The organism is Rhizobium sp. BK650, assembly GCF_014195325.1.
Classification (GTDB): domain Bacteria; phylum Pseudomonadota; class Alphaproteobacteria; order Rhizobiales; family Rhizobiaceae; genus Rhizobium.
The window spans coordinates 103,019-117,956 of the sequence record NZ_JACIBK010000009.1 but is presented as its reverse complement, the minus strand read 5'-3'; the positions used below and the strand labels follow the sequence as shown (position 1 = coordinate 117,956).

9 protein-coding genes and 1 pseudogene are annotated in these 14,938 nt (G+C 60.0%); 8 read left to right on the top strand and 2 right to left on the bottom strand.

Annotated elements, in window-relative coordinates; all coding sequences use genetic code 11:
- Positions 1-71 precede the first annotated feature (71 nt).
- Both FHX15_RS21235 and tkt read left to right on the top strand, forming a co-directional pair.
- Positions 72-3,098 carry a glycoside hydrolase family 38 C-terminal domain-containing protein gene (locus tag FHX15_RS21235; protein ID WP_184400337.1) on the top strand — a complete coding sequence of 1,009 codons (3,027 nt, stop codon included), beginning with the start codon at positions 72-74 and terminating at the stop codon, positions 3,096-3,098.
- A 212-nt stretch (positions 3,099-3,310) separates the two neighbouring features.
- Positions 3,311-5,341, top strand: a complete 2,031-nt coding sequence (gene tkt, locus FHX15_RS21230; protein WP_184400336.1) for a transketolase — start codon at positions 3,311-3,313, stop codon at positions 5,339-5,341.
- Between the two features lie 75 nt (positions 5,342-5,416).
- Here the strand turns inward: tkt and FHX15_RS21225 are convergent, their stop codons facing one another.
- Entirely contained in the window at positions 5,417-5,800 is a 384-nt protein-coding gene (locus tag FHX15_RS21225) for a nuclear transport factor 2 family protein (RefSeq protein ID WP_184400335.1), read from the bottom strand.
- A 139-nt stretch (positions 5,801-5,939) separates the two neighbouring features.
- On the opposite strand from FHX15_RS21225, the gene FHX15_RS21220 reads away from it, so the two are divergent.
- The 6 genes from FHX15_RS21220 (at position 5,940) to FHX15_RS21195 (ending at position 14,094) form a co-directional block, all read left to right on the top strand.
- Positions 5,940-7,277, top strand: a complete 1,338-nt coding sequence (locus FHX15_RS21220) for an epoxide hydrolase family protein (protein WP_184400334.1) — start codon at positions 5,940-5,942, stop codon at positions 7,275-7,277.
- A gap of 227 nt (positions 7,278-7,504) precedes the next feature.
- A complete protein-coding gene (locus tag FHX15_RS21215; RefSeq protein WP_184400333.1) occupies positions 7,505-9,757 on the top strand; it encodes a CDC48 family AAA ATPase in 2,253 nt (750 codons plus the stop codon).
- Positions 9,758-10,138: 381 nt separating this feature from the next.
- Complete coding sequence (locus FHX15_RS21210; RefSeq protein ID WP_184400332.1) at positions 10,139-11,284, top strand: extracellular solute-binding protein; 1,146 nt, start codon at positions 10,139-10,141, stop codon at positions 11,282-11,284.
- Positions 11,284-12,174, top strand: coding sequence for an ABC transporter permease (locus FHX15_RS21205; protein WP_184400331.1), 891 nt, complete (start codon positions 11,284-11,286; stop codon positions 12,172-12,174). The genes FHX15_RS21210 and FHX15_RS21205 overlap by 1 nt, the downstream gene beginning before the upstream one ends.
- The gene (locus tag FHX15_RS21200; RefSeq protein ID WP_184400330.1) at positions 12,171-12,992 is read left to right on the top strand and encodes an ABC transporter permease; all 822 of its coding nucleotides are present in this window, start codon (positions 12,171-12,173) and stop codon (positions 12,990-12,992) included. The genes FHX15_RS21205 and FHX15_RS21200 overlap by 4 nt, the downstream gene beginning before the upstream one ends.
- Positions 12,993-13,014: 22 nt before the next feature.
- Positions 13,015-14,094 (top strand): ABC transporter ATP-binding protein, encoded by a 1,080-nt coding sequence (locus FHX15_RS21195; RefSeq protein WP_184400329.1) that lies wholly within the window; start codon positions 13,015-13,017, stop codon positions 14,092-14,094.
- 6 nt (positions 14,095-14,100) lie between these two features.
- Here FHX15_RS21195 and FHX15_RS21190 read toward each other — a convergent pair.
- Positions 14,101-14,935 (bottom strand): annotated as a pseudogene (locus FHX15_RS21190) (inositol monophosphatase family protein).
- Positions 14,936-14,938: the final 3 nt, after the last annotated feature.

The window sequence follows — 14,938 nt, the reverse complement described above, 5'->3', positions numbered from 1 at the left end:
GTGCCTGCGGCCTATTGCGCGCCTATTTTCTCCCCGCCCGTCAGTTTGCTTGTTTTCCGATAGGACCTGCCATGTCTCTCACCATCGCCCAACGCCTCGACCGTCTGAAGGTCCGTACCGCCGAGCTCACCCACTGGCGCGACAGGCAAAGCACTCTGGTCGACGGCTGGACCTTTGACGGCGAGCCGATCGCTCATCATCAGGACTGGCCGCACCGAAACGGTACGGTCCGTTTTGCGGCATCGGCGAAGGTGCCGAGCGACTGGCCGATCGAGGAGGTTCGGCTGCAGCTCGATCTCGGCGGCGAAAGCTTGATCACATTGCGCTATTCCGGCGGCCAGACAGAGACATTCGGGCTCGACCCCTACCACCAGGAATTCCCGCTGAAAGACAGAGAATTCTCGATTACGACCGAAAGCGTTGCCCGCTTTCCCTTCGGCGAACCCAACCGGGCGCCGCGGCTCAACAAGGCGCGACTGATCTGGCTGGATGAGCGCGTCCACGAATTGCACCTCCTGTTGCGGCAGATCGGCGAGGCCGCCGCCGTACTCGAAAGCCATGAAGTCGTGCCACATCTGATCGATGCGGCCGAACAGGCGTTGCGCGGCCTCGACTGGCCGTCGGACACCTTACGTTATATTTCGCGCACATCCGGCGCGGTCATGCAGCAAAAAATCTGGGAACTGCCGGAACTTCAGGAAAATCCCGCCGGCTTGACTGAAGCGCAGAGCGCCTCGGCTGCTCAAGCCTATGATCAGCTGATCGTTCGACTGAAGGAGCTTCAGAAGCGTTTTCCGCCGAATGGCGAGTTGCTGCTTACCGGCCATGCTCATATCGATCTTGCCTGGCTCTGGCCCTATCGTGAAACGCGACGGAAGATGCGCCGCACCTTCCATACTGCTCTGTCTTTGATGGAGAGGTCGGACGACTTCCGCTTCAATCAATCGACCGCCCATTATTATGCGCAGATGGAAGAGGACGATCCCGAGCTTCTCGAACGCATCAAGAAGAAGGTCGCCGAGGGCAAGTGGGAAACCGTCGGCGGCATGTGGGTCGAGCCTGACACTAATATGCCGACCGGGGAAAGCCTTGCGCGGCAGGTGCTCTACGGGCAGCGCTATTTCGAAAAACATTTCGGCCTGCGCCACACGGTTTGCTGGCTGCCGGATTGCTTCGGCTTTTCGGGTGCCTTGCCGCAGATTTTGAAGCTCGGCGGGATCGACAGTTTCTTCACCATCAAGGTGAACTGGAGCGAGACAAATCACATCCCATCCGATCTTTTCTGGTGGAGGGGGCTGGATGGAAGCAAGGTGCTGACCCATACATTCGACAATCCGATGCAAGGCTACAACGGTTTTGTGCAACCGGATTGCTTCGTGCCGACCTGGAAGAATTTCCGCGGCAAGACGCAGCACGACACATCGCTGCTCGCAGTCGGTTACGGCGATGGCGGTGGCGGCGTGACACCGGAAATGGTCGAACGCGAGGTACAGTTGCGCGATTTCCCGGCGATCCCCAAGGCACGTTGGGGCACAGTGAAGGGCTTTTATGAAAAGGCCCACCGTACCGCGGAGGAAAAAGAGCTTCCGGTATGGGACGGTGAAATCTATCTCGAACTACACCGTGCGACCCTGACGTCTCAAAGCGGCGTCAAGCGCAAGCACCGCCAGGCCGAGCGGGCACTGATTACGGCGGAGACGATCGCTTCACTTGCGCATCTGATGGGTGCCGGCAAGCCGGAAAGCCTGGAAGCGGATTGGCGGGTCGTCCTGAAGAACGAGTTCCATGACATCCTGCCGGGCTCGAGCATCCGCGAGGTCTATATCGATGCAGAACAGGAGCTCGACGGCGTCATCGGTAATGCCAAGGCGCAGCAGGCCGAGGCTCTGAAGAGATTATCGGCTCATCTTCCGGCGGGCGGCGTGACGGATGCGCTGGTTGTCGTCAACCCATCGCTTGCGCCGCGGCCACTCACGGTGACGCTTTCCGATGGGACGGTCCTCGCATCTGCCGATCCCGTGGCGCCTCTTTCCGTCGCTGTCTTCGATCGCAATGCCCTGAAGCCCGCCGGCGTGCTGAAAGCCGATGCGCAGAGTCTTGAAAACGAACACCTATCTGTCGTCATCGGTAAGGATGGCGCCGTTTCGAGCCTTGTTCACAAGGCAACGGGCAGGGAGGCTATCGAGGGTTCAGCAAATCAGCTCTGGGTTTATCCTGCCGACAAGCCGCGCAATTGGGATGCCTGGGATGTCGATGCCGACTATGCCGAAAAAGCTGTCCGCCTCGAGGCGCCGGAGAGCATTGCCCTCGTCGAACAGGGGCCGCATCGCGCCGCGATCCGCGTCGTTCATCGATACCGGAATTCGACCGTTACCCAACTTTATGCGCTGAGCGCCAACGCGCGCCGGCTCGATATCGAGACGACGATCGACTGGCATGACCGGCGTACTCTCTTGAGGACGTTGAATCCGGTTGCCGTGCGGTCCCGTACCGCCACCTTCGAATGCGCCTACGGCGTCGTCGAGCGGCAGACGCACACGAACACCTCGTGGGAGCAGGCGATGTTTGAAGCCGCGGCGCACCGGTTCGTTGATCTCAGCGAACCCGGCTTTGGCGTTGCTCTGCTCAACAATGCGAAATACGGGCATAGTGCGCGTGGCAATGTCATCGGCATGAGCCTCGTGCGTTCCCCGATCTACCCCGATCCGCTTGCCGACGAAGGCGAGCAGAGTTTTACCTATGCGCTGATGCCGCATGAAGGCGCCTGGCATGAAGGCGATGTTCTTGAGGAAGCGATCGATCTCAATCAGCCGCTCGTTACCACCGAGGCAAGCCGGCTTTCGGCGGGCACGCTATCGCCACTCGGCGTGAAGGGCATCCCGGTCGCCTTTTCGGGGCTGAAACCGGCGGAGGATGGAGAGGGCCTTATCCTGCGGCTTTACGAGCCGGCAGGCCGCCGCGGGCAGCTTTCGCTTGCCCTGCCATCCGGGTGGAAGTCTTCGGAACCGCTGAACATCCTTGAAGAGCCGATTGAACGTGCAGGCCCTGCCGACATCATGCCGTTTGAAATCCGGACCTGGCGACTGCAGCCAGGCTGATTGCAACTGTATCCAGGCATTCCCAACCCGTTGTCGATTGCTGCGATCGGCAAGGGGCGCGCATGTCTCGACAGGATGCTGAATGAGGCCTGGAGGCTCATTTGACCACGTGCAGGTGACGTCTGCGGCCATATTTCGAGATGTCGCAGTAGCCCAGTTCGCATCGAGCGCTATCTTCGGTTTGTCCTTTCATCAGACCCGAGGAAACGATCATGACGGAATCCGTGAAATCCGTACCGGCGCCCCGCGATCAGCACCTTCGCGACATGGCCAATTGCATCCGATTCCTCTCGATGGATGCTGTCGAGAAGGCCAAGAGCGGGCACCCCGGCATGCCGATGGGCATGGCCGACATTGCTGTCGTGCTCTTTTCCGAATTCCTGAAATTCGATGCCGAAGACCCCTACTGGTTTGATCGGGACCGTTTCCTGATCTCCAATGGGCACGGCTCGATGCTGCTTTACAGCCTGCTCTTCCTGACCGGCTATCAGGATATGACGATCGACCAGATCAAGAACTTTCGTCAAGTCGACAGCAGGACGGCAGGCCATCCCGAATATCGCCATGCCACAGGGATCGAGACGACGACGGGTCCACTAGGACAGGGCATTGCCAACTCGGTCGGCTTGGCGCTTGCAGAGCGTATCATGAACGCCAGGTTCGGCGACGATCTGTCCAACCACTTTACCTATGTGTTCCTCGGCGACGGATGCCTGATGGAAGGCATCAGCCAGGAGGCCATATCGCTCGCCGGTCACTTGAAGCTCGGAAAGCTGATCGCGTTCTGGGACAACAATTCGATATCGATAGACGGGGCGACAAGCCTCGCTGAGTCCGACGATCAGCCGGCGCGTTTCCGTGCATCGAACTGGCATGTGCAGGAGATAGACGGACATGATACGGACGCCATCCGCAACGCGATCGTCGAAGCACAGCGGGTCACCGATCGGCCCTCATTGATCGCCTGCAAGACAATTATCGGCTTCGGCTTTCCGACCCGCGCCGGTACGCAGAAAGCCCATAGCGATGCGCCCGGAGAGGAGGAGATTGCCGGCGCTCGCAAAATTCTCGGCTGGAGCGCGCCAGCCTTCGAGATCCCGTCCGAGCTCCTGGCAGACTGGAGGAAGATCGGATCCAAGGGGCGCAACGCCCGGATGGCCTGGGCGGTTCGGGTCCAGACGGCGAAGGCTGATGTTCGCGCTGACTTCGAACGTCGGATGAAGGGCGAGCTACCGTCTGGCTGGACCAGCGCAATAGAAGCAGCAAAACAGGAGCTTCTGTCTGCCGACAAGGATCTGGCGACCAGACAGGCGAGCGGGGTTGTTCTCAACCACCTCGCCGAAGCCCTGCCAGAGCTTCTCGGCGGATCGGCGGACCTCACACCATCGAACAATACGAAAGCCAAATCCATGGTCGAGATTGCGCCGGGCCAATATAATGGATCCTATGTCCATTACGGGGTGAGGGAGCATGGAATGGCTGCGGCCATCAACGGAATCGCCCTTCATGGCGGGCTGATCCCTTACGGCGGCACCTTCCTGACCTTTTCCGACTATGCCCGTCCGTCCATCCGGCTTGCGGCAATGATGGCGGTGCGGTCGATCTTCGTGATGACGCATGATTCGATTGGTCTCGGCGAAGATGGACCGACGCATCAGCCTGTCGAGCATCTGACGGCGCTGCGCGTCATTCCGGGCCTTGCCGTGTTCCGTCCGGGCGACCCGATCGAGACGGCGGAATGCTGGCAGGCCATTCTCGAGGCCCCGCGCCAGGCCGCCCTGATCGCTCTGTCCCGCCAGCCCATGCCGCTTCTGAGGAAGCAGCCCGGCCCTCTCAACCTGTCGGCAAAGGGCGGATATGTTCTGCTCGAGGCTGAAGGTGGCGCGCGCGAATTGACCATCATGTCGACGGGATCGGAATTGCACCTTGCTGTCGAAGCAAGGGCGAGGCTTCAGGCGCAAGGCGTTCCGACCGCGGTCGTCTCCATGCCGTGCCGGCTGCTGTTTGAGGCGCAGGCACCGGATTATAAGCGTGAGGTTCTCGGAGACGGAACCGCGCGGGTCGCGGTGGAGGCAGCCGTTCAAGATAGCTGGGACCGATATCTCGGCCTCGATGGCCGGTTCGTCGGCATGCACGGCTTCGGCGCGTCCGGCAAGATCGACGATGTCTACAGGAAATTCGACATCACCACCGACGCAGTTGTGGAAGCCGCACGGGGAGCACTGGGTCTTCGCCGTCGGTGAGTTCTCGGCGATCGCGGACGAATTGTGATTCCCGACAGTTCTCGGCGCATGGGCTTCGACACTATCGGGATAAGACTATTTCGTCATCCGCTCGGTAAGATGTACTCGTGACGGCGCTGGTTCGAATCCATTTGTAAAATATTGCGTTTCATGGGCCACCAGCCCGTCGCGAAATTCCATGATGCTGACGGCGTACGAGGGTACGTCGTCGTAGGCGAGTGTAAATTCGGTGACCCAAAGATCGCCGCTTCCGACAATTCGTCGGACGGTGAACCGTTTCTTGTTTGGCTGAACGAACCGGCTTTGCCGAATATTATGACGACCGCGAATCCGCTCTCCTGATTGCGGATAATCCAGTAAGGCGTCTTCGTGATAGATTTCGTGTTCGGCATCGAAATCGCTCGCGTCCGACGCCTGCCAATGGCGCTCCAATCTCTCCTGCACCGTTTGATCTTTCAATGGGATCTCCAACCTGCGTTTGCGGTACACGCTGATACATTTCAGCCGATTTTCGAAATATCTAGGACACGTTGATCCTTGAAATCGCTCCTCGTTAACAGGCGCCGCGAATGTGGCAGCAATTGAAGGAGAATTTTTCATGGCCAAGGCCGACAATATTTCAATTCGGCGTAGTGTTTCCGAGCGAGCAATCGCTATGGCGTTTGGCTCGCTGTTGCTCGTACCGGTAATCTATGCACGACCGGCCCATGCCGCCGATCTTGCATCGAATGTTTCCACGACGGCGGCGAGTGCGGACGAGAGCGTCCGCCCGTTCCAGATCCACGTTCCGCAGTCGCAGCTTGACGACCTGCGCAGGCGCATCGCCGACACCCGATGGCCGGACAAGGAGACAGTCGGCGACGACTCCCAGGGTATTCAATTGTCACGCGTTCAGGATCTGGTTCGTTACTGGGGTACCGAGTACGACTGGCGCAAGACCGAGGCGCAACTCAATGCACTCCCGGAGTTCGTCACGACGATCGATGGTGTCGACATCCAGTTCATCCATGTTCGTTCGCGCCATCCCAACGCTCTCCCGATCATTCTGACTCATGGCTGGCCGGGGTCGATATTTGAATTCATCAAGACCATAGGCCCTCTCACGGATCCGACTGCATATGGCGGCCAGCCGGAAGATGCGTTCGACGTCGTCATTCCCTCGATACCAGGCTACGGATTTTCCGGAAAGCCGGCCGATCAGGGCTGGGGGCCCGACCGGGTTGCCCGTGCCTGGGATGTCCTGATGAAACGGCTCGGTTATGACCACTATGTTTCCCAGGGCGGCGATCATGGTTCGGTGATCTCAGACGCGTTGGCGCGCCAGGCACCGAAGGGTCTGCTGGCAATCCACCTCAATATGCCCGCGACGGTGCCGGGCGACCTCATGAAGGCTATCAACAGCGGGGACCCGGCCCCTGCGAGCCTGTCGTCGCCGGAGCGGGAAGCCTATAATTCCCTGAGCACCTTCTTCGGACGAAACGCTGCCTATGGCGCCATAATGGTGACCCGACCGCAGACGATCGGCTATTCGCTTGCCGACTCGCCGGCTGGCCTGGCGTCCTGGATCTACGAGAAATTTGCGCAGTGGAGCGACAGCGGCGGCGTTCCGGAGCGTGTTTTCTCCAAGGACGAAATGCTTGATGACATCACACTCTACTGGTTGACGAATACCGGCGCATCGTCATCGAGGTTCTATTGGGAAAACAACAATAACAACTTCAGTGCCGAAGCGCAGAAGACGAAGGAAATAAAGATCCCTGTTGGCATCACGGTATTCCCGAAGGAGATCTACCAGGCGCCGGAAACCTGGGCCAAACAGGCCTATCCCTCGCTGACTTATTATCATCAGGTCGAAAAGGGCGGACATTTTGCCGCCTGGGAGCAGCCACAGCTCTTCGCCGAGGAAGTGAGAGCCGCTTTCAAATCCGTACGCTGACGACGTCGAATAGGTGGTCCTCCTTCGAGGGCCACCCCGCTGGCGTCGCCGCCACGCTGCGTCGTTTATGATCGCAGCGACCTCGCACATTAACCTCGTCGACGCCGCGGCTCGAAAACCGGCATCAACGCCCTATACTTTGATCCACTTTCCAATAGGCGATCGGACGTAGTAAGCCTCCGGTGGCGATGCTTACGCGTTTCAGTTCTCGACTTTATGGAGGTTCCATGTCCGTCCCAGATGACCAGATACTCACATTGCAAGTGGCAAACATGAGACCGCAGGATGCGGGAACAAGCATTGCGCGGCTGTCTTCGAGCGCGATGGGCAAGCTTGGTATTCGAGAGGGCGACCTTATCGAACTTATCGGCAAGCGTCATACGGCTGCGGTCGCCATGCGCCCTTATCCCGATGACGAAGGGCTGAACATCGTGCGCCTGGACGGCCTGCAACGTGTAAATGCCGGAGTGACGAGCGGAGACCATATCGAAATCCGCAAAGCCGAGGCGCGTCCGGCGACAAAGGTTGTTCTGGCGCCGGCGCAGAAGAATTTGGTGCTGCAGGGATCGGGTGAGGCTCTGCAGCGAACTTTCCTCCAGATGCCGATGGTTGCGGGCGACGTCGTGTCGACCTCGGTGCAGCAACGGATAAGGGACCCGCGGTTCAGTCTTCCAGCTTACGGTCTGCAGGAAATCAGGCTCGTTGTCGTCTCGACGCAGCCTCGCGGCATCGTCCAGATGACAGAGCAGACCGCAGTCGAACTGCGTCCGCAGTTCGAGGAGCCGAAGGAAGCCCGACGCGCGGACGTCACCTATGACGATATTGGCGGTCTCGGCTCGTCCGTCGAACAGGTTCGCGAGATGGTGGAGCTTCCCCTGCGCCATCCGGAGCTGTTTCAGCGCCTCGGCATCGACCCGCCGAAGGGTGTTTTGCTCTACGGCCCTCCAGGAACCGGCAAGACCCTTCTTGCCCGGGCGGTGGCGAACGAGACGGAGGCCAACTTCTACCATATCGCCGGACCGGAAATCATGGGAAGCCGCTACGGCGAGTCCGAGGAACGGCTGAGGCAGGTCTTCCAGGAAGCCTCGCAGAACGCTCCTTCGATTATCTTCATCGACGAGATCGATTCCATCGCACCGAAGCGTGAACAGGTCACAGGGGAGGTCGAACGGCGTATCGTTGCCCAGCTTTTGACATTGATGGATGGGCTGGAGCCCCGGCAGAATATTGTCGTCATCGGTGCGACCAACAGGCGCGATGCGATCGACGAAGCGCTGCGGCGTCCAGGACGTTTCGATCGCGAGATCGTTATCGGCGTTCCAGACCAAAATGGACGGCGCGAAGTCCTCGCCATTCACACCCGCGGCATGCCGCTTGCGGAAGATACCGATCTCGACGAAATCGCCAGAACGACCTACGGATTCGTCGGCGCGGATCTCGGGGCGCTCGTTCGCGAAGCCGCCATGGATGCGTTGCGGCGCGTACTGCCCGATATCAATCTTCGGGAAGGCATTCCGAGTGAGGTTCTGGAGAAACTGACGGTTTCACAAGATGACTTCCTGTCGGCGATGAAGCGTATCCAGCCATCGGCCTTGCGTGAGATCATGATCCAGGCACCGAACGTGCGCTGGGACGACGTCGGCGGACTGGACGAGGCGCAGACGAAACTGAAGGAGGGGGTGGAGCTGCCGCTGCGTGCGCCGCAGTCCTTCAAGCGCATGGGCATTCGTCCGGCCAAGGGTTTCCTGCTCTTCGGGCCTCCTGGAACGGGCAAGACACTTTTGGCAAAAGCCGTGGCGCGCGAGGCGGAAGCGAATTTCGTGGCGACGAAGTCATCCGATCTCTTGTCGAAATGGTATGGCGAATCCGAACAGCAGGTTTCGCGGCTTTTCGAACGCGCCAGGCAGGTCGCCCCAACGGTTATCTTTATCGACGAGATCGACTCGCTTGCTCCGGCCCGCGGCGGAGGCTTGGGTGAGCCGGCGGTGACGGAACGCGTGGTCAACACGCTTCTGGCAGAAATGGATGGCCTGGAAGACATGCAGGGTGTCGTTGTCATGGCGGCGACCAACCGGCCAAACCTCCTCGATCCTGCGCTTCTGAGACCAGGCCGTTTTGACGAATTGGTCTACGTTCCGGTCCCTGATACGAAGGCGCGGCTGAAAATCCTCGGTATTCATACGAAGAAGATGCCATTGGCGAAAAATATCGATCTCGAGGAACTCGCCGAACAGACCCTGCGCTTTACAGGGGCCGACCTTGAGGACTTGACACGTCGCGCTGGTCTCATTGCGCTGCGCCGATCGCTCGACGCTTCCACTGTGACCAAAGAGGATTTTTCCAAGGCTCTCCAGGAAGTCCGCCCGTCAGTCACACCGGAAATGGAACAGGAATACGAGGAGATGCTGCGGACGCTGAGGCAGGAAAGCCCGCAGCGACGACAGATCGGTTTTACCCCACTGCGGCAGGCTGCGGAGTAAAGACGATGGAGGCGGCCAGATCGCGGTCGCCTCCAATCTCTTGGTTTGATGCGCAAACCGCTCGAGCCGATCAAGCAAGCCAGCTGTAGGCCGGGCATCGCCTTAACTGCGAGCTTTCTCGCGCCCACGCGATCAAGTCGCTTGTTGACCAGTCCTTGGTGCCACTCCTTCTGGCTGGGCTGTTTCACTCAGGAAATAACCTACTTGTCTGAAGAATTTTCCGGGGTCGATAATGTTGCCCGGAATCGAGTATCGGCCTCGTCTATCGCATTTGGCGCACGTGTGCATTTTCTTCGCTTCTGTCATTCCGATGTTACGCGCCGGAGCTAGCAAGTCTCAGAACTCATCTGGGGCGCGGCTTCGATACGACGGGAGACAGGTATGAATAGGCGCGAATTTCTGATCACCTCATCGGCGGCCGCGGGTCTTCTTGCCCTTCCGCGTTTCGCCTCGGCCGCCGCAGGCACGATCGACCTCTACAGCGGTTCGGATGCCAATATCATCGACCTCTGGAACAACATCATCCGTCCGGCTTTCGAAAAAGCGCATCCGGAAGTCGCGCTGAAGGTGACCGATGCTGGTGACAATAATGGCCTGCGCGCCATCGCCGATCGTGCTTTCGCGGCGCTGAAGGCCAAGGCCGATCCGCAGGCCGATATCTTCGAAACCTTCGATCCGCGCCTGCCGGCCGGTGGCATCGATGCCGGTCTCTGGGTAAAATTCTCCGCCGAGAACGTTCCTGGCTTCGACCGTGTCAATCCGCTCGCTATCGACACGCCCTACGCGCTGCCCTATCGCGGTTCGCAGGTTCTGCTTGCCTATGACAAGACCAAGCTCGACCCGAAGGATGCGCCGAAGACCTGGGAACAGCTGACGGGCTGGATCAAGGCCAATCCCGGCCAGTTCATCTACAACCGTCCCGACAAGGGCGGTTCGGGCGGCAATTTCGTTCGCCGTGCGATCCACGAAGTTAATGGCCGCGATCCGAAGAAGTTCAAGATCGACAATTTCACCGCCGACTTTGCCGAACAGACGCTGACGCCAGCCTGGAAGATCCTCAACGATCTCGCGCCGTCGCTCTATCAGAAGGGCGCCTACACCGCCGGCAACACGCAGTCTATCCAGCTGCTCGCCCAAGGTGTCGTCACCATGGCTCCGGTCTGGTCCGACCAGGTCCTGCAGGCGATTTCGCAGGGTGTCCTGCCGGAGACGACCGGCCTCGTGCAGCTCTCCGATCTCGCGCTCTGCGGCGGTTTTTCTGCCATGACGATCTTCACCAACGGCGCCAACAAGGATGCGGCTCTCAAGCTCGCCCCCTTCATGCTGACGAGCGAGATGCAGGAAGCCATCATCACCGAAATTGGCGGCTTTCCGGGCGTTTCCTGGGATCACATTTCCGAAGACCTGCGCAAGAAATATGCCGACGTCATCCCGGCGGCCATACCGACCTTCCCGGCCGGCGATTGGGAAAAGGCAATCAATGACGGCTGGTACCGCAACGTCGCTCCCGGCATCAGCCGCACCTGATGTCAGTCGGTACGGCCAAGCCTGCGGTCATCGACCGCGCTCAGCCTTTCAGCAGGGGGAGCCTTTACGGGCTCCTCCTCGTCGGCATGCCGGTCTTTCTGGTCGGCTGGCTGATCATCTTTCCAATCTTCTCGGCGGTCGCGACGACCATCTTCGTCCGCCAGCCTGATGGGACGACGGCGTTTTCGCTCGCCTCGTACCATTTCTTCTTCACGGATGGCTACAGCCTGAACAATCTCTGGCTGACGCTCTGGACGACCCTTATCTGCGGTCTGCTCCTGCTTGCGATCGGCCTTCCGATCGCCGTTTACCTGCGCTTTTCCGGCAGCCGGCTTGCTGCCTATGTCCAGGGACTTGCCATCTTTCCGATGTTCGTTCCTTCGATCATTCTTTCCTATGCGCTGATCCGCACGATCGGGCCGAATGGTACGATCGATATCATGCTCAATGCCGTTGGCCTGCCGAAATTGCCGAGCCCTTATCTGACACCCTGGGGACCGGTTATCGGCCTTGTCTGGGACAACCTGCCCTTGACCGCCTTGATGCTGACGGCTGGCCTCTCTTCCGTTTCCAACAGTTCGGTCGAGGCCGCCCGCGATGTCGGTGCAACGCCTTTGAGGGTCTTCATCTCGATCATCCTTCCGCGCATGGGCAATTCGCTGCTGGTGACGGCATCCTTTGCCGTGCTCGGCATATTCTCTGCCTTCACCCTGCCCTATGTGCTCGGTCCAGCCTCGCCTGAGATGATGGGCCCCTTCATGCAGCGGACCTTCGCCGATATGAACGACCCGCTGAACGCGCTGACGCAGGCGGTCATCACCTTCGGCTTCTGCCTTGTCTTCGGCGTCTTCTACGTCTGGTCGATCGTCCGCAATCGGGAGGGCCGATGATGCGCCAGTCGCTCGACTTGAAATTCGACTGGATTGGTCTTTCCCTTTCGCTGCTGCTGACGCTCTTTATCGCGCTGCCGCTGCTGGTCGTTGCCACCTGGGCCTTCACGGAGGTCTGGCGCTTTCCCTCAGTCATTCCCCAGCAATTCGGCTTGCGTTTCTGGTCGCAGACGCTGGCCCGCAAGGATGTGTGGGACGCGCTTTTTCTCAGCCTGCGGCTGACGGCGACAGTAACGGTGCTATCGGCAATCATCTGTCTTCCTGCGGCCTACGCCTTTGCGCGCATGCGTTTTCCCGGTCGCAACATCCTCTTTCTCTCCTTTCTCGCTTCACACGCCTTTCCGAAATTCGGATTGCTAGTGGCGATTGCCGGCATCTTCCTGCGGCTGGGGCTGATCAGCACCTTCTGGGGCGTGGTGCTCATCCAGCTCGTCGGCACGCTGATGCTGATGATCTGGATCCCGGTCGCCGCCTTCCAAAATGTCGACCGGCGCATGGAAGAGGCCGCGCGCGACGCCGGCGCGACGCCGCTTCGCGTCTTCTGGTCGATCACACTGCCGCAGGCTGCTCCGACGATCTCGGCGGCCGTGCTCCTGACATTCGTCGGCACTTTCTATGAGACGGAGGGCGCCTGGCTGATCGGCGCTCCGGAAATGCGCACCATGCCGGTGCTGATGATCAGCTTCATCAACAGCCAGATCGTCGTTCAATATGGCGCGGTCCTCTCGGTCATGCTGTGGGTGCCGTCCTTTGCGGCATTGATGTTTGCGCGACGCGTTGTGGGGACCGGCGCCTTTGCACGGGGCTTCGGCGCCTGAGCGCGGCCAGAAAGGATAGGAAATGGCACATCTGGCGATCGAAGGCGTTTCGAAGAGCTTCGGCCATACTTTTGCCGTCCGCGATTTTTCGCTTGAGGTAGGCGATGGCGAACTCGTCTGCCTGCTCGGCCCGTCAGGCTCCGGCAAATCGACATTGCTGCGGATGATCGGCGGCTTCGAGCGTCCGACGGGCGGCAGCATCCGTATCGATGCCAGAGACGTGACGAGCTTGCCCCCTGAGCGGCGTCCGACTGGCATGGTCTTCCAGAGCCACGCGCTCTGGACCCATATGGATGTCTTCAACAACGTCGCATTCGGTCTGAAGCTGCGGCGCTTGCCGAAGGCAGAGATTCGCCAGCGCGTCGAGGAAGCCCTCGCTCTGGTCGGTCTTGCCGATTACGGACGGCGGTCGGTGACACAGCTGTCGGGTGGCCAGCAGCAGCGCGTGGCCCTTGCCCGTTCGCTCGTCCTCGAACCGAAGATCCTTTTGCTCGACGAACCCTTCGCCAGCCTCGATCAGCATCTGCGCGAGCGGCTGCGCGAGGAAGTGCGCGATATCCAGCAGCGGCTCGGCATCACCACGCTTTTCGTCACCCATGGCCAGGATGAAGCCCTGGCACTTGCCGACCGCATCGTCGTCATGCGCGACGGCCGCACCGAGCAGGTCGCACCGCCGAGCGTCATCTATCGCGAGCCGCAGACCGGTTTCGTCGCAGGCTTTATCGGCTCGATGAATTTCATCGAGACCGAGGTCCGTAACGGGGTCTGCACGCATCCGCCTTTCAGCTTCCCGATACCCGTTGCGGACGGGAAGGTGACACTCGCGATGCGTCCAGAAGCTTTGACGGTTCGTTCCGCCGGGCGTCCGGCAGAGGCGACGGTCCACCGCGTCACCGATTTCGGCACGCACAAGATCGTCGATATCGACCTTGCCGATGGTGTCAGGCTGAAGGCGATGGTCGCGCCGGACGACCCAATTAGGGCCGGCATGCTCGTCACTCCGAGCTGCTCCGGCTTTTTCGCCTTCCGCGACAATGCTCTGATCCATCAATCAGCATCTGCCGAAGCGGCGGCGATCGAGCAACCGCTCTTTACGGCCTGACATCCCTCAGGGTTTCGGCTGAAAGCCTTCCAGCAACCAAGGATAAAGTGCCTTGCTTGCTGCGAGGATATCGCCTTTGCCGCTTACGTCAGCACCGGAAAAGCGCGAGACGATGCCGCCCGCTTCCTCGAGCATCAGCGCCGAAGCGCCGAAATCGTGCACCGACAGGCCGTCTTCGAAAAAGCCATCCAGCCGGCCGCAGGCGACATAGGCAATCGACAGTGCTGCAGAACCGAGACGGCGCACACCGGCGGTATTGGCCGCAAGGCGCTTGACGGCATCGAAATAAAGCTCTTCCGGGACCGCCTTCACCTGGCCTGGGATCGGCAGACCGGCCCCCGACAAGCACGTTCTGGATGTCGGCGACGTCGGCGCAATGGATCTGCTCGCCGTTCAGCCACGCACCGCCGCCAGCCTCGGCGCTGAAGAGTTCGTCCTGCATGGCGTCATAGACGACGCCGGCAACGATGCGGTCGCGCTCGGCGATCGAGATCGTCATGCCGAAATGCGGAATGCCCCAGGCGAAATTGGTCGTGCCGTCGATCGGGTCGATATAGATGACCGGGGCGTCCGTACCGCCCTGTCGGTTGCCCACCTCTTCCTCCCCCTTAATTGCATAGGTCGGAAATGCGCTCGTCATCTCGTCGACGATGATCCGTTCGACGGCGACATCGATCTCCGTCTGATAGTCGCGGGCTGCCTTGTGGACCATTTCGCCCGCCGCGCGTCGCCTGAGCGCCTTGCGCGCGGTTTCGCCTGCCTTGAGGGCGGTTTCGGCAAGTATGAGAAGGCGGGGCGAGGCTGCAGGCGACAGGCGCGCGGCGGTCGTAGACAATTTCATGAT